This window comes from Endobacterium cereale (assembly GCF_009617585.1).
GTDB lineage: Bacteria > Pseudomonadota > Alphaproteobacteria > Rhizobiales > Rhizobiaceae > Neorhizobium > Neorhizobium cereale.
In genome coordinates this window covers 1-15631 of sequence record NZ_WIXI01000049.1, presented here as the reverse complement: position 1 = coordinate 15631, position 15631 = coordinate 1, and the positions used below count along the sequence as shown (strand labels likewise).

Sequence of the window (15631 nt, the reverse complement as noted above, 5' to 3'; positions counted from 1 at the left end):
GTTAAATGGAATCAGTTCTGTTGGCTCAAACGGAGCTGGATGGTCGCATGGCCGGCGCGCGTCGTAGCCAAAGCATACGGCCAAGCCGACCATGCGATCAGGCGGCCCGTTTCAGCCAACCCGTAGGGCCGGGCATCTTTCCGCCGGGATCAGTGGCGATCGGCTCGCACGTACCTTCGGGTATGCACTTCGCCAATCGCCACTGCCCCGACGAAAACCTGCTCCGGCAGAACTGTTTCCATTTAACAATGAACCGCTCTAGGCTCTCATTTGACGGAAAAGCGGAATCACCGCAGCTTCGTTGCCATGTATATTCTCAAGCACGGTATCAAGAAAAATCCGGAAAGGCGGTGGGCTTTGCCCGATCGCATCTTCTTCGGGCATGGTGCCTGCGCATTGTTGGCGGGTACGTTTCTTCGTTTTCCGCCATTGCCCGGCTTTCATGCGGAGCGCATCATTCCTGCGGAAGATTTTGCGGGCGGACATGCCTACGTGACAGACGGCATCATCGCCTTCGACTACCACGGCTATTCGTTGCGCGAGCGGCTGCTGGCGCATCACGCCAAGGGCTGGTCGAGACGATATCCGGGATGGAGCTGTTCAATCGAAACGGTGGACTTCGATCTGCTCGATACAGCTGAGCTCAACACCCGCAAGATGCTCGGACCGGATCAATATCTGCATGACGTCGTTCCGCGCGCGCAGGCGTTCATCGACAGGGTCGATCATGCCGCAGCGTCCGCCCGAGCGCATGCTTTGGCTATTGCGTCGCCTTGATCCGGTAATCATCGACGCGGCCAGCAGGCGCTTCCGGCAGTTCACCACGGGTCACAAGAAGGTCACGGGGGGATTGGCTCAATGCCGGGGCAGGGGCGCTTGCCCCGAGCAGGTCCTTGCCGCCATCGAGGTCGGGATCGGAGAGCGCGATTGGCTGGGTGGAGACGATGGCAGCCATCGGCGTACCGGGAAGCACGGGCAGCGCCGGCAGGTTGCTGCCATCGAGATTGACCATCTCGGCCGGGGGCAGGTCGCCGAGATGGCGGCGGATGACCTTTTCCACGTAGAAGGCCAACTTGCGACGGCCTGCTTCGGTCATGTTGATGCCATCGGCGCTACGCAGGCGCACCTGCTGGCCGTTGACATCGGAACCGGTGACGATGAATTTTCCGTCCTCGTCAACAAACCCGTCCCAGATATCGACGAACTCGCCGCCGATCTCTTCGGCCTGGGTGCGGAAGATGGTGTTGAGCGTTACCGCATCTGCTGTCATCGAAGCGGACTGGAAGGCCGGCAGGCCGACCCAAAGCAGCGGCAGATCGTGGTCGCGGGCAATCTGGCCGAATTCGTTGACCCGCTGCTTGTAGATCTCGAACCAGCGCTCGGTGCGGAATTTCTCGCGTGCGTCATTGCTGTCGATCTGCTGGCGGTCATTTGCGCCGATCATGACGACGACGAGCGACGGCTTTTCGTTGGCGATCAGCTCCGGCAGCGCCTGCGGCCAGTCGTAGTGGTCCTGGCGCACCAGACCGGAAGCGGTTTCGCCGTGATCGACCACGACGACACCCGGATTTTCGGCAAAGGCGGCATCGAGGCCGCCAGCCAGACGTCCGGCCAGAAAATCGCCGACGACCAGCACCTTTTTTGCATTTTCAAGCTTCTGGACGGGTTCCGGTTTTGGCTCGGCGGCAATCACCGGCGCTGCCGGTGCGGTGCGAACCGGCCGACGGGGGGCGGATGCCGGCGCCGCGCGCCGTTTGCGTCGCGGCTGCATCTCGATAACAGACCGGTCACGACTACGGCGGTCATTGAAGAAAAGGTCCATCAGCGTGCGACGCTGCGGGCGCTCGTACCGACGGTCCTCCAGATAATAACGGCGCTCCTGCGCCGCGACAGGCGCAACGAACTCCGGCAGGGCCGTCATCGTGGCCATGACCACGAGAATGGCCCGCGTGCCAAAAGTCTTCAGCCGTTTGCCGAGGCCAAGCCGTGCAGCCTTCATGTCCCTGTCGTCCATTTCTTCCGGGCCGCGAGTGGACCGCAGCCCGGTTCCAGAGTCAACGATGCGATCATAATGATGGCATCGTGATGTCAGCGGATGGCCTTCAGCAGCGAATGCGACGGTTCGCCGTCCTGCTGCATGCCGAGGCGCTTCTGGATAGCGGAAATGGCGGCCTTCGAGCCGGAGCCGAAATTGCCGTCGACCTCGCCGTCGTAATAACCGAGTTCCTTCATGCGCGACTGCAGCTCGAATTTTTCCGAAATGTCGAGCGTGCCTTCCGGGCGCGGCCAACGCTGCTGCATGCCGCCGTAACCGGCGATCTGGTCGGCCAGAAGGCCGACGGCGAGCGCATAACTGTCAGCGGCATTGTATTTCTTGATGGTGAAGAAGTTTTTCATCATCAGGAAGGCCGGGCCGTTCGAACCTGCCATCAGCTTCAGCGTCGCGCGATCCGACCCACGCGGAAAACCCTTGCCGTTGGGCCGGGTGAAGCCGAGGGCCGCCCACTGCGAAATCGTCTTGGTCTGGCCTGCGTATTTTGCGGCACCGGCGGGCAGGGCTGCTTCGTAACCCCAGGTCTTGCCGGAGGTCCAGCCGTTCTTGGACAAGAGGTTGGCAGCCGTTGCCAGAGCGTCCGGGATGGAGTGCCAGATGTCGCGCTTGCCGTTGCCGTCGGCATCGACCGCGTAAAGCAGGTAGCTGGTCGGGATGAACTGGGTGTGACCCATGGCGCCGGCCCAGGAGCCGGTCAGCTGTTTTGGCGTCACATCACCGGCCTGCAGGATTTTCAGCGCCGCGATCAACTGGGTGCGACCGAACTTGGAGCGCTTCGGATCTGCCCATGCGAGCGTGGCCAGTGCCTGCGGCACGTGGTGCAGGCGTTCCGGGTTTTCGAGTGCGGCGCCGTAGTTGGATTCCATCGACCAGATGGCGAGAATGATGTGCTGGTCCACACCGAACTGCCGCTCGATGGCGTTCAGGAGGCGGCCGTGACGGGCCTTCATCTCGCGGCCGACCTTGACCGTGTAAGGGTTCACGCGGCTGTCGAGATAATCCCAGATCTGCGACTTGAATTCAGGCTGGTACTGCGCCTTCTGCAACACGTCCTGATCCGGCGTGCTGATGCCGGCAAAGGCTTTGTTATAGGTTGCGCGGGTAATGCCGCTCTGGGCGGCGGTCTCATAGAAATTTGAGATAAAAGCCTTGAAACCTTGGTCTGCCTGAGCATGTATCGGAGTGACCGCGAGCGTCATGCCTGCGATCATCGAGAGGGCGAGCGCTTGAAAGCGACGGGGGCGAGTCTTAGTCATGGACGGCGTATCCGTTGTTCTTCCAGTCAGGGTTTTCACCGGTGATGGCGGCCGGGTTACGGTCAGTGTAGAACATCAGAATAAATAAATTCTTTACCATGAGAACATCGTTCTGTCATTGCCCCGAAAAGGCTGAAATATATCCCTAGAGACCTTTTCACGGGCGACCGACAGATAAAAACAGATTGTGCTTTTAGGAGGCATGAGTGGGACACCAAAAGATTCGTAAGGCAGTTTTTCCGGTAGCAGGCATGGGTACGCGTTTTCTTCCCGCGACCAAGGCCGTGCCAAAGGAAATGCTGACGGTCGTCGATAAGCCGGTCATCCAGTATGTGGTGGATGAGGCTATCGAAGCCGGCATCGAACATCTCGTGTTCGTCACCGGTCGCGGCAAAGGCGTTATTGAAGACTATTTCGATATTCAATTTGAACTGGAAGCGCTTCTGAAGGAGCGTAACAAGAATGCCGAACTGACCATTCTGTCCGATATGCTGCCACAGGCCGGCATGGCGAGCTTCACCCGCCAGCAGTCGCCGCTCGGCCTCGGCCACGCCGTCTGGTGCGCCCGTGACATCGTCGGCGACGAACCTTTCGCCGTGCTTCTGCCGGACATGATCATGTCGGCCGAAAAGGGCTGCCTCAAGGGCATGGTCGAGCTTTACGAAAAGACCGGCGGCAACATTCTTGCGGTTGAAGAGTGCGATCCGGAACAGGCGCACAAGTATGGCATCGTCGGCGTTGGTGATGCAGTCGGCGACGGCTTCAAGATCACCCAGATGGTCGAAAAGCCTGCCAAGGGCACCGCTCCGTCGAACTTCTTCATCAACGGTCGTTATATCCTGCAGCCGGAAGTCTTTGATATTCTGGAAACCCAGGAACGTGGCGCCGGCAACGAAATCCAGCTGACCGATGGCATGCTGACGCTTGCCAAGTCCCAGGAATTCGCCGCCTACAAGTTCACCGGCGAAACCTATGACTGCGGCGCCAAGGATGGCTTTATCCTCGCCAACGTCGCTTTTGCGCTGAAGCGTGCGGATATCCGCCCGAGTGTCGAAAACGGCTTGAAGGCGCTGGTTTCTAAGCTCGGCTGAGTTTTGGTGATATGAATGGAAAAGGCCTCGGAATGATATTCCGGGGCCTTTTTCGTTACCGCCGCAGCGTTAGGCCCGCGCCGATCTGTACCGTCTTTGTCGGCGAACCGCCGGCATTTTCCTCGTGCTCGTAGGTCACGTCGCCGGTGAGATCGAGATAACGGTTGAGGCGATAGGTGATCCCGGCGCCAAGCTCATAGGTGCTTTCGTTACTGCCGGACGGGAAGTCACGCAACGTGGTGGCGCCGGTCAGGCGGGCGATCAGGTCGCTGCGCATCTGGTGCTGGAGCGCGGTCGAAAAGCGATACTCCGCCCAGCCATTGGCGCCGGCGGCCGTTGCATCCTGCAATGTCGTGCGTAGGCCGAAATCGATATCGGTGCCACGGCGCGGGGACCATGTGGCATTGCCGTCAAAAGCGACGGCGCCAAGTTCGTCGAGGCGATTGTCGTCATATTTGGCGACGATGTAGCCGACGCCCAGTTCGCCGCGCAGCTTTTCCGAAAAATCGAATTCGACACCGCTGCGGACGGCATAGTTGTTGGATGAACGCCGGTACCCGGATGAATCGAAACGCTCGTCATAGACAGCGCGACCGGCCGCCACTTCGAGGAAGGGGATGATCGCGGGCGACAGTTCGTAACCGACGCGCAGGCGGCCGTCGAAACCGGTGCGGTCGCGGTCACCGCGGCTGACGCTGGTGCCATCGGAAAGATCGACATCGCCATAAACAGAACGTGCGACGGACACGGCCGCCGTGCCGCGCATCACACCAAAGTCGCGCTCGATCGAAGCCCCGCCGCCGAACCGCTGTACGGTCGATTGTGTGCTGGCGCCCGATACGGCATTCGGGTCGCTGTTGCTTTCACGCTCAAGCGCGTAATTGCCGGTGATGTTGGCAATCGTGTCGTTGGACAGGTCGAGCCGCAGGTCGGCATCTATTCGGCCTTCCGGTTCGAAATCGGCACTGTTGCTGGTGCGGCCGGAGAGCGTCTTTTCGAACGTGCCTTCGCCGGTCACCGTCAGCGCATGGCGCGACCAGTCGGAAGACAGCGTGCCGCGAATGGCGGTGGACAGATAGTTGCGGCTGGCCTTGCCGGCACCGGTGCGTTCGGTTTCGTGGTTGATGCTCTGGTTGACGCTGGGGCGCAATGTGAATGTGCCAAGCCGCACGCCCAGACCGTCATCGGTGCGCGGTAGCGGGTTGTCGATACCGTCGCGATTGAGTTCGGGCGGATTTAGGGGGCCTTCAACCGGCTGGTTGAGATCGAGTTCGGCGGCTTCGCCGGTTTCGTCGGCAAGCCCTTCCTGTCCTGCGGTCTGCCGGCCGTTCAGCGGCTGGTTCGGGTCGTCGCCGGTTGTTTCCTGCGCGTAAGGGTCGCCATAAGGGTCGGCGGAACCGGTGGGAATCGGGTTTCCGGCGACAGGGCTAATGCCGTTACCGGAGCCGAGCGGGCCGGTGGGGCTGCTGCCGGAGGTGGCGGCGGTGCCATATCCGCTGCTGCCGTTCGACGTGGTCGAGTAGGCGGCGGGGCGCGTAGTGGATGATCCGGAATAGGGCGTCTGCGCAAAAACCAAACCGGGCGCAAGCACGGTGCTGGCCAGCAACATCAGGACGGGGCCGCGCCGTATCGCCGGCTGGCGGAGCGGCTGCGGGCGGGCAGGGCTGATAGAGGGTGCGGCGTCGGTCAGCGGGCATGCGCATGGCGAAGCTGCCCGCTTGCGGGCCGCTCCCGATCGAGCCTTGTGTCCTGTGCCGTTCATTGCGTCGCCTGCAAGGGTAAAGATTATCCAATCCTAAATCACTATGGTTAATGATAGGTTTCGAGCCTGCCGATGCGGCGATCCGCCTCCTGTTGCGGCGTGCCGTGGAATGGACAACAGATCGCAACAGCGATACATGCACGCCATGACCCAGAGCGCTTCCGACACCGTTTCCACGATCGATCCCCAGGCTGATGTCATCGCATCCGCGCTGCGCACCGTTGCCTTTGAAAAGCAGGGGCTCGACGCGCTGGAGGCGGCGCTGAACAACGGTCTGGCCGAACCTTTCCGCAAGGCGATCGATATCATCCTTGCAACGACCGGCCGTGTCATCATTACCGGCGTCGGCAAAAGCGGCCATATCGGCGTCAAGATGTCGGCGAGCCTGTCGTCCACCGGCACCCCCACCTCCTTCGTGCATGCGGCGGAAGCTGCCCATGGCGATCTCGGCATGATCGCCCAGAACGATGTGGTTCTGGCCATTTCCAAGGGCGGTGAAAGTGCCGAGTTGAAAAGCATCGTTGCCTATACGCGGCGTTTTTCCATTCCGCTGATCGCCATGACCGGCAATGCAGGCTCATCGCTTGGCCGCGCCGCCGATATCGTTCTGCTTTTGCCGGATGCGCAGGAAGCTTGCCCGCACGGCCTGGCGCCAACCACGTCCACGCTTCTGCAGATGGCACTGGGCGATGCGCTGACCGTGGCGCTTCTGGAAGCGCGCGGGTTTACGCCCACCGATTTCCGCGTGTTCCACCCCGGCGGCAAGCTGGGTGCGAGCCTGATGCATGTGCACGACATCATGCATACCGGTGACCGCGTGCCGCTGGTCAAGCAGGGCACGCCGATGACGCAGGCGATCACCGTGCTCTCGCACAAGCACTTCGGCTGTGTCGGCGTGCTGGATGAAGAGGGGCGCCTTAGTGGCATCGTCACCGAAGGTGACATGGCGCGCAACCTGTCGCGCAATCTCGCCGAACTGTGTGTCGATGACATCATGACCCGTAAGCCGAAGACGATCAAACCGTCGGTTCTGGCCACTGCGGCACTGGCGCAGCTCAATCAATACAAGATCGGTGCGCTTATTGTGGTCGATGACGACAACCGCCCCGTCGGACTGGTGCATTTTCACGATCTGCTGCGGATCGGCGTCGCCTGACGCCGATCGCGTTTTCAAAATTCAGGCCTGTTCGACCGTCAGATCACGTCCGCTCGACGCGGTGACTTTCACGCGTGTGCCGGCGGGCATATCGGGGCCCATCACCGTCCATGTCGTGTCGTCGAGCTTGATACGGCCACGGCCTTCGAGGATCGGCTCGGCAAGCGTGGCGGTGCGGCCGACGAGGCTTTCGCCGCGACGGTTGAGCCAGGGTTCGTCCGTCTTCGTGCCGCTGCCGTTATAGATACGACGGCCGGCCAGCGCGAAGACGACCGACAGGGTGGCAAACAGCAGAAGCTGCACATGCCAGCCCCAGAAGCTTGAACCCCACAAGGCCAGCGAAAGCGCGCCGAGCACGACGGCTGCCGCGCCGATCCAGATCAGGAAAAAGCCGGGCACGACCAGTTCGAGGGCGAGCAGCACGAGGCCGACGATCCACCAGCTCCACGGCCCAAAACTGTTCCAGAGTTCGATCACCATGGCCTTAGCTTTCGGTGGAGCCAAATGGCGACACGGTTGGCGGGCGGCGGATGGTCGGCTGACGTGGCGCCGATGGCGTGGAAGTGGGGCCGTTGCCGTCGCCGCCGAACACTTCCTTGGCGATGGCTCCAATGCCGCTCAGCGAACCGATCAGCGAAGAAGCTTCCAGCGGCATCAGCACGATCTTGGAATTGTTCGCCTTGCCAATTTCCACCAGCGCCTCGGTGTATTTCTGGGCAACGAAGTAGTTGATGGCCTGCACGTCGCCGGCAGCAATCGCTTCCGATACGACCTGGGTTGCGCGGGCTTCGGCTTCGGCCAGTCGTTCGCGGGCTTCGGCGTCGCGGAAGGCGGCTTCACGTTCGCCTTCGGCCTGCAGGACGGCTGCCTGCTTGGCGCCTTCGGCGCGCAGGATCTGCGCATTACGCGAGCCCTCAGCTTCAAGGATCTGCGCACGCTTTTCGCGTTCCGCCTTCATCTGGCGACCCATCGATGCGACCAGATCGGCCGGCGGCTGGATGTCCTTGATCTCGATGCGCGTGACCTTGATGCCCCAGGGCTGTACGGCTTCATCGACGACGCGCAGCAGGCGGTCGTTGATGATATCGCGATTGGAGAGAAGCTCGTCGAGATCCATCGAGCCCATCACTGAGCGGATGTTGGTCATGGTGAGGTTCTGGACTGCGACTTCCAGATTGGTGACCTGATAGGCGGCCTGGGCCGGATTGAGCACCTGATAGAAGGCGACAGCGTCAGCGGACACGCTGGCATTGTCCTTGGTGATGACTTCCTGCGTCGGGATGTGCAGCACCTGTTCCATCACGTTCATGCGGGAGCCGATGCGCTCGATGAACGGTGTCAGGATGTTGAGGCCCGGCTGCAGCGTACGCGTGTATTTGCCAAAACGCTCGACGGTGTAGCAATAGCCCTGCGGCACGGTTTTCACCAGTGCGAACAGCAGCAGGATCGCCAGAATGACGATGCCAATGACGAAAATATCGAACCCGCTCAGGTCCAGCATGGATAGCCCCTTCAACTCACATTTGATCGGCGGCGATCCTATGCAAGCGGCTTCGTATAAACAAGCAATAAGGGTGGAGAGGGTAGATTCCGGTGTGATTTCATCAACTTCGCTGCGGATTTACAGGGATTTCCCGAACCAGGCGCGTCAGCAACGGCAGAACATGGGCAGGACGGTCGCGCAGGTGCTCGATGAGTTCCTTTTCCATGCCGCTGAGCTTCGCACCGGTGACATCGGTTGTCTTGGGGTCGCCCGACAGAAGCCAGTCGAGCGAAATCCCGAGCAAATCGGTCAGCCGGGCGGCATTTTCGATCGACATGGCGTGACCCTGCATCCATTTGGAAACTGCCGCCGGCGAAATGCCGAGATCGGCGGCGAGCGCCATCATCTTTTGCGGACCGCGGGCGCCGAGCGCCTGACGCAGCCGCTTGCCACGATCGCGATCTATCTTTTGGGGTGTACGGCCTGGCAAAGAATCATCTCCTGCGGGTGTGTTTTGATGATATCGTCTTTTGGTTGTGCTATTCAACATGTATTTGCTTTAAACGCAATCTATGGATGAAAATAATGTGATTATCGCAATATCATGAATGGCCATTTGCAATCGTGGCCCAAGGGGATAAACAGCCGCCCAGAAATGCCGGTCGCAGCCTACCCGGTCAAAACAAGGACACCTAATATGAAGACACTCGTCGTCTGCTCAGGCGGACTCGATTCCGTTTCGCTTGCCCATCGTATCGCCGCCCTAGGCGATCTCATGGGTCTCATCTCCTTCGATTACGGCCAGCGACACAGAGTAGAACTCGAATACGCCGCGGCCTGCGCGACGCGGCTCGGCGTTTTTCACCAGATCATCGACATGCGGGCGATCGGCAGCCAGCTGACGGGCTCGGCCTTGACCGATAATCTCGATGTGCCCGACGGTCATTATGCCGAAGAAACCATGCGCATCACCGTAGTCCCCAACCGCAATGCCATCATGCTGACCGTCGCGTTCGGTGTGGCGGCAGCACGGCAGGCGGAGGCCGTGGCGATCGCCGTGCATGGCGGCGATCACTTCATCTATCCCGATTGCCGCCCGGATTTCATCGACAGTTTTGACACCATGCAGCGGCATGCGCTCGACGGTTACGCCTCGGTCAGACTGCTGGCACCTTATGTGAACGGCTCCAAGGCCGATATCGTCAGCGATGGCGCGAAACACGATACGCCGTTTGTCGAAACATGGTCCTGCTACAAGGGCGGGACCAAACATTGCGGCCGGTGCGGCACCTGTGTCGAACGCCGTGAAGCGTTTCATCTGGCCGGTGTCGATGATCCGACCGATTACGCGGACCCGGACTTCTGGAAGTCGGCAACGGCCGGTTTCAATGCCGAGGAAATCCGCTGATGTACCGGATCACCAAGGAGTTTCATTTTTCCGCTTCGCACCAGCTGACGCATCTGCCGGCCGATCATCAATGCGCGCGACTGCATGGCCACAACTATATCGTCGTGGTGGAGCTAACGGCTGCCGAACTCGACGATGACGGTTTTGTCCGCGACTATCACGAGCTGAAGCCGCTTAAGCAGTATATCGACGAAAAATTCGACCACCGGCATCTCAACGATGTGCTGGGCCATGAAAAGGTGACGTCGGAATTTTTGGCGAAGCATTTTTATGACTGGTGCAAACAGCGCCTGCCGGAAACCTCTGCCGTCCGCGTCAGTGAAACGCCGAAAACATGGGCCGAGTATCGACCCGAGATCAGGCCATGAGTGCGGCAAGCGAAAAAATCCGCATCAGCGAGATTTTTGGGCCGACCATCCAGGGCGAGGGCATGCTGATCGGTCAGCCGACCGTGTTCGTGCGCACCGGCGGCTGCGATTATCGCTGTTCGTGGTGTGATACGCTGCATGCGGTCGATAGCGAATATCGCCATAACTGGCTGGCGATGGAGACCGAAACGATCTGGGGGCAGGTGCGATACCTTTCGGGTGACGTGCCGCTGACGGTGTCACTGTCCGGCGGCAATCCTGCCATCCAGCCGCTGGGGAATTTGATCCGGCGCGGCAAGCAGGACGGCTATCGTTTTGCCATCGAAACGCAGGGCAGTGTCGCGCGCGACTGGTTTGCCGACCTCGATTTCCTCGTGCTGTCGCCAAAACCGCCATCGAGCGGCATGGAAACGGATTGGGATATTCTGACCGACTGTCTCAAGGCCGCCACGTCGTGCTCATCTGGCGGTCCGCGTATCGGTTTGAAATTCGTGGTTTTCGATGATGCCGATTATGCGTTCGCGAAGGATGCGGCTGCGCGTTTTCCCGATCTGCCGGTCTATCTACAGCCCGGCAATCATACGCCGCCACCACCGGATGACGACGATGCCCGCATCGATCTCGATGGTGTCATGGATCGCATGTTGTGGCTGGTGGACAAGGTGATGGCCGACCGCTGGTTCGCCGCGACCGTGCTGCCGCAGCTTCATGTTCTCCTTTGGGGCAACAAGCGGGGCGTTTGATCTTCCGTCTTTGCCTTTCTCGCCGTTACGCTAGATTTATCGGCGGGAGATCCGGAGGAGGAAGGCATGCGCAAAAATGTGCTGATCGTGGGAGCGGGGCCGACCGGGCTGGTGCTTGCATTATGGCTGACGAAATTGGGTGTGCAGGTGCGCATCATCTCCAAGGCGTCCGGGCCGGGCACGGCCTCGCGGGCGCTGGCCGTACATGCCCGCACGCTGGAGTTTTATGATCAGGTCGGTCTGGCTGACGCCGTGGTTTCCGAGGGCCACCATGTTGCCGGTGTCAATCTGTGGGTCGAGGGCGACCGCAAGGCCAGGGCGGAATTCGGCGAGATCGGTGGCGGTCTGACGCCCTATCCGTTCCTGCATATCTATCCGCAGGATGCGCATGAAAAGCTGCTCTTGTCCCGGCTTGAGGGGATGGGTGTCTCGGTCGAGTGGAACACCAGCTTCATCGAATTCGAGGAAGCGACGGATGGCATTGCGGCGCGGCTGACCCTGCCGGATGGAAACGAGGCCGTGTATGAGGCCGCCTTTGTTGCCGGTTGCGACGGCGCCGGCTCAATGGTGCGCAAAAGCATCTCAGCTGGTTTTCCGGGCGGCACCTACGAGCAGACCTTTTACGTCGCCGATGTCGAGGCATCCGGGCCGCCGATGAATGGCGAACTCAATATCGCGCTCGACAGCGCCGATTTCCTCGCCGTCTTCCCGCTCGATGAAGGCCGTCGCGCCCGTCTGGTCGGCACGGTGGAGGAGGATGAAGCACATGCCGGCACGCTGCGTTTCGAGGATCTGAACGACCGGGCGATCGCCCATCTCGGCATCGCGGTGAAGGCGGTCAACTGGTTCTCGACCTACCGTGTGCATCACCGGGTGGCGGAAAGGTTCCGCAAGGGGCGTGCCTTCATCCTCGGTGATGCCGCGCATATTCACAGCCCGGCCGGCGGGCAGGGCATGAATACCGGCATCGGTGATGCCATCAATCTCGCCTGGAAACTGAAGGCCGTCTTGTCCGGCGGCGTGCATGACATGGCAGCCGCCAACCGTTTGCTCAACACATTCGAGGCGGAACGGATCGCCTTTGCCCGTAAACTGGTGCGCACGACGGATCAGGCCTTTTCCATGGCGACGGCGGATGGCTGGATGGCGCGTTTCGTGCGGACAAAGCTGGTGCCGCTGGTCGTGCCCATGGCCACTCAGATCGAGCCGGTGCGGGATTTCATGTTCCGCACCGTGTCGCAACTGATGATCAACTATCGTGGCGAATACCTCAGTCGAGGCGAAGCGGGCGACGTGCATGGCGGCGACCGGCTGCCGTGGTTCGATCTCGGAGATGGCCGTTCCAACCATGACGGTTTTCGCGATCTCTGCTGGCAGGTGCATGTCTATGGATATGCCGGCAGCGACGTGGAGGACTGGTGCCGTGAAAACGGCCTGCCGCTGCATGTATTTCCGTGGCAATCGCAATTCGAGGAAGCGGGCATCGGGCGCGATGCCGCCTATCTGATGCGGCCGGACAGTTATGTGGCAAGTGCCGCTCACGCGGCGCTGCCGGAGGCGCTGGAGCGTTATTTTTCCGACCATGGCATCACGCTGCCGGCGAAGACGCGAAAAACCTATTCGGCGTAGATCATCTTCTTCGTCATGCCGCCGTCCACCGTGATCGTCTGGCCGGTGACGAAGCCGGCGCCTTCGAGATAGAGCACGGCGTCGGCGATATCTTTCGCACGCCCGACGCGGCCTGACGGATGCTGGGCCTCGTCCTCTGCCGAAAGTTCTGTCTCGGCGGTGATCCAGCCCGGCGCGATGGCGTTGACGCGGATCTTTGGGCCGAGGCTGACGGCCAGCGCATGGGTGAGCGCCACCAGCCCGCCCTTCGACGCGGCATAGGCTTCCGAATTCGGCTCCGACATGAAGGCGCGGGTGGAGGCCATGTTGACGATGGCGCCGCCCTCGCGCATCAGCGGTGTTACGGTTCGGGTCATCAGGAAGGCGCCGGTCAGGTGGCTGTCGATGACGCGGCGCCATTCGGTCAGCGACAGATCCAGCAGCGGTGTGCCGAGCGCACCGCCGGTGGCGCCGGCATTGTTGACGAGAAGGTCCATGCGATCCCAGCCGAGCTCGGCGACGGCGATTTCGACGGAAGCCTCATCGGAGACGTCGCACTGGATATGCCGCACGGCTTCGACGGGATGCGGCTTGTCGGTGAGGTCAAAAGAGGCGACCTCGAAACCGCGAAGGCTGAGTGCCTCGCAGATGCCGGTTCCGATGAGCCCTGCGCCGCCGGTGACGATTGCCTTTTTCATGATGGTCTCCCTTTCACCCATTCAGCGGATCGTGCTGAAAAGAGATCGTGCCAGATCATCGATCCGCTTTTTCTCGGCTTCATCCGGGGTCTTCTGTTTCGACGCGACCCTGAAACTGAAGCGGCCCTTGCTTTCCTTGTGACCTACATAGAACCAGAAATAAGCCACGCCATCCGCCGGGCCGGTCTTCGGAGAGGCTATTTCAACCCCGTCGAACCGTTTGGCGCGCCCACATTCACTGCGGTCCACCATCTCCGGGTTTTCGGCACTGCAGAATTTTTTGACCGCATCGGGTGGCAGCTTGTACTCCGGCACCGACAGGCAGATGACGAGAAAATCCGCGGCTGCGCTGCTCCAGAAGCCGGTCACCATATGCGACGGATCCAGATACTCTGTCTTGATACCGCTATGCGTCGTCACGGAATCGCCGGGCAGATCAATCGTGAATGGGCAGGCGGTTTCCGCAAAGCGGATCCTGTTCTCGGTGTGATTGTCCGCGAGCGACCGTCCGGCAATACCCGCGCCCATCACCAGAAGGGCTGCGGGCCAAATCCATGAGCGCTTCAAGCCTCTCTACCCCCGTTTGTTACACCCACCCCTGCAATTCGCGTCGCACGACCGCTTCCAGCACATTCATGCCGTCGACACTGTCGTTGAGGCAGGGGATGTGGACAAACTTTTCGCCGCCGTGATGCATGAAGATTTCGCCGGCTTCACCGGCGATTTCCTCAAGCGTCTCGAGACAATCCGAAACGAAACCGGGGTTCATGATGGCGACGCGCTTGATGCCTTCGGCGGCAAGCCCTTCCATCGTCTTGTCGGTATAGGGCTGCAGCCACTCTTCCGGGCCGAAACGCGACTGGAAGGTGATGCGTAGCTGGTCCTCTCGATAACCGAGCTTTTCTCGCAGCAGGCGGGCCGTCTTCTGGCAGAAACACTGGTAGGGATCGCCGGCCTTGAAATAGGATTGCGGGATGCCGTGGAACGAGGTGATCAGCAGCTGCGGTTCCCAGTCCAGCGTGGCGAGCGTGTTGCGCACGGAGTTGGCCAGCGCCTCGATATAGACCGGGTCGTCGTGATAGGTCGGCACGGTGCGCACGGCGGGCTGCCAGCGCATCTTCATCAGGTGCTCGAAAGCTTTGTCGTTGACGGTGGCCGTCGTTGCCGCTGCATATTGCGGATAGAGCGGGAAGAGCACGATGCGGTCACACCCTTGCGCCTTCAGCGCATCGATTTTCGAGGCGATCGACGGATTGCCGTAACGCATGGCCCAGTCGACCACGACATTGGGCAGATCCTTCAGGCGCTCGACCATCAGTTCACCCTGGTTGCGGGTGTAGGTGCGCAGATAGCTTTCGTTCAGATCCTTGTTCCAGATCTCCTCGTAAGCCTTGCCGACCTTTTGGGGGCGCTTGTTGAGCACGATGCCGTAGAGGATCGGGTACCAGTAAAGCTTCGACCACTCGATGACGCGGCTGTCGGACAGGAATTCCGCCAGATAACGGCGCATCGACCAGTAATCGGTGCCGTCGGGCGTGCCCAAATTGACGAGCAGGACGCCCACCTTGCCAAGTGAGACCTTGGGGTGGTTGGCAGGCAAAACGGCTGTGGGAGATGTCATGCGGGCTTTCCGGCTAAATTCGTGGGTCGCGCCGAGAAGGGCGCGGCAGTTATCGCCTTATGTAGAAACAAAGAACGGCCCGGGAAAGCCCCGGACCGTCGTTTAGCATAGGACAAATCGTCTTAACCCGGTGGGCCTTACTTGGCCGGCAGGTCCAGTTCCTTGCCGACCTGGATCAGGTCCGGGTGGCGCAGTTCATTGGCCTTGGAGATTTCGCTCCAGCGGGTGCCGTCGCCATAGGCGCTTTCGGCAATCGTCCACAGCGAGTCGCCCTTGACGACCGTGTACTTGCTCGGGCCGCCGGCCGGCTGCGCGGTCTGGCCGGGCGCCTCGACAGCGGCCGGAGCCGTGGTCGTTGCAGCGGGCGCTGCCGGGGCCGGAGCA

Annotated in this window: 17 protein-coding genes; 7 read left to right on the top strand and 10 right to left on the bottom strand. The window is 60.8% G+C overall.

The window, feature by feature from the left end:
• Nucleotides 1–306: 306 nt before the first annotated feature.
• The gene (locus GAO09_RS22020; protein ID WP_153357648.1) at nucleotides 307–777 is read left to right on the top strand and encodes a hypothetical protein; all 471 of its coding nucleotides are present in this window, start codon (nucleotides 307–309) and stop codon (nucleotides 775–777) included.
• Here GAO09_RS22020 and GAO09_RS22015 read toward each other — a convergent pair.
• Complete coding sequence (locus GAO09_RS22015) at nucleotides 761–2014, bottom strand: SGNH/GDSL hydrolase family protein (RefSeq protein WP_410768311.1); 1254 nt, start codon at nucleotides 2012–2014, stop codon at nucleotides 761–763. The two genes, GAO09_RS22020 and GAO09_RS22015, sit on opposite strands and share 17 nt — an antisense overlap.
• A gap of 74 nt (nucleotides 2015–2088) precedes the next feature.
• Nucleotides 2089–3264, bottom strand: a complete 1176-nt coding sequence (locus GAO09_RS22010; RefSeq protein WP_410768429.1) for a lytic murein transglycosylase — start codon at nucleotides 3262–3264, stop codon at nucleotides 2089–2091.
• A 251-nt stretch (nucleotides 3265–3515) separates the two neighbouring features.
• Here GAO09_RS22010 and galU point away from each other — a divergent pair, with 251 nt between their 5' ends.
• Nucleotides 3516–4400 carry a UTP--glucose-1-phosphate uridylyltransferase GalU gene (gene galU, locus GAO09_RS22005; RefSeq protein ID WP_112730779.1) on the top strand — a complete coding sequence of 295 codons (885 nt, stop codon included), beginning with the start codon at nucleotides 3516–3518 and terminating at the stop codon, nucleotides 4398–4400.
• 55 nt (nucleotides 4401–4455) lie between these two features.
• Here galU and GAO09_RS22000 read toward each other — a convergent pair whose 3' ends face one another.
• Entirely contained in the window at nucleotides 4456–6162 is a 1707-nt protein-coding gene (locus GAO09_RS22000) for an outer membrane beta-barrel protein (RefSeq protein WP_153357640.1), read from the bottom strand.
• Between the two features lie 145 nt (nucleotides 6163–6307).
• Between GAO09_RS22000 and GAO09_RS21995 the strand changes: the two genes are divergently transcribed.
• Nucleotides 6308–7318, top strand: coding sequence for a KpsF/GutQ family sugar-phosphate isomerase (locus GAO09_RS21995; protein ID WP_153358317.1), 1011 nt, complete (start codon nucleotides 6308–6310; stop codon nucleotides 7316–7318).
• Between the two features lie 21 nt (nucleotides 7319–7339).
• Here GAO09_RS21995 and GAO09_RS21990 read toward each other — a convergent pair whose 3' ends face one another.
• The 3 genes from GAO09_RS21990 to GAO09_RS21980 form a co-directional block, all read right to left on the bottom strand.
• On the bottom strand, nucleotides 7340–7798 hold the full coding sequence (locus GAO09_RS21990; protein ID WP_153357637.1) for an NfeD family protein: 459 nt from the start codon (nucleotides 7796–7798) through the stop codon (nucleotides 7340–7342).
• 4 nt (nucleotides 7799–7802) lie between these two features.
• Entirely contained in the window at nucleotides 7803–8816 is a 1014-nt protein-coding gene (locus GAO09_RS21985; protein ID WP_153358315.1) for an SPFH domain-containing protein, read from the bottom strand.
• 106 nt (nucleotides 8817–8922) lie between these two features.
• Entirely contained in the window at nucleotides 8923–9291 is a 369-nt protein-coding gene (locus GAO09_RS21980) for a helix-turn-helix domain-containing protein (RefSeq protein ID WP_209018793.1), read from the bottom strand.
• A gap of 207 nt (nucleotides 9292–9498) precedes the next feature.
• Between GAO09_RS21980 and queC the strand changes: the two genes are divergently transcribed.
• From queC to GAO09_RS21960, 4 genes are all read left to right on the top strand, one after another.
• Nucleotides 9499–10209, top strand: a complete 711-nt coding sequence (gene queC / locus GAO09_RS21975) for a 7-cyano-7-deazaguanine synthase QueC (protein WP_153357631.1) — start codon at nucleotides 9499–9501, stop codon at nucleotides 10207–10209.
• Entirely contained in the window at nucleotides 10209–10577 is a 369-nt protein-coding gene (queD, locus tag GAO09_RS21970; RefSeq protein WP_153357628.1) for a 6-carboxytetrahydropterin synthase QueD, read from the top strand. The genes queC and queD overlap by 1 nt, the downstream gene beginning before the upstream one ends.
• Complete coding sequence (queE, locus tag GAO09_RS21965; protein WP_153357625.1) at nucleotides 10574–11320, top strand: 7-carboxy-7-deazaguanine synthase QueE; 747 nt, start codon at nucleotides 10574–10576, stop codon at nucleotides 11318–11320. Before queD ends, queE begins: the two co-directional genes overlap by 4 nt.
• Before the next feature lie 66 nt (nucleotides 11321–11386).
• Nucleotides 11387–12949 carry an FAD-dependent monooxygenase gene (locus GAO09_RS21960; protein WP_153357622.1) on the top strand — a complete coding sequence of 521 codons (1563 nt, stop codon included), beginning with the start codon at nucleotides 11387–11389 and terminating at the stop codon, nucleotides 12947–12949.
• On the opposite strand, the gene GAO09_RS21955 is transcribed toward GAO09_RS21960, so the two are convergent.
• The 4 genes from GAO09_RS21955 to GAO09_RS21940 form a co-directional block, all read right to left on the bottom strand.
• Entirely contained in the window at nucleotides 12937–13626 is a 690-nt protein-coding gene (locus tag GAO09_RS21955) for an SDR family oxidoreductase (RefSeq protein WP_153357619.1), read from the bottom strand. The genes GAO09_RS21960 and GAO09_RS21955 overlap by 13 nt on opposite strands.
• A gap of 21 nt (nucleotides 13627–13647) precedes the next feature.
• Entirely contained in the window at nucleotides 13648–14193 is a 546-nt protein-coding gene (locus GAO09_RS21950; RefSeq protein WP_153357617.1) for a hypothetical protein, read from the bottom strand.
• Between the two features lie 19 nt (nucleotides 14194–14212).
• Complete coding sequence (gene hemH / locus GAO09_RS21945; protein WP_153357613.1) at nucleotides 14213–15247, bottom strand: ferrochelatase; 1035 nt, start codon at nucleotides 15245–15247, stop codon at nucleotides 14213–14215.
• Nucleotides 15248–15384: 137 nt separating this feature from the next.
• On the bottom strand, nucleotides 15385–15631 hold a 247-nt coding region (locus GAO09_RS21940), incomplete at its 5' end, for a LysM peptidoglycan-binding domain-containing protein (protein ID WP_153357611.1).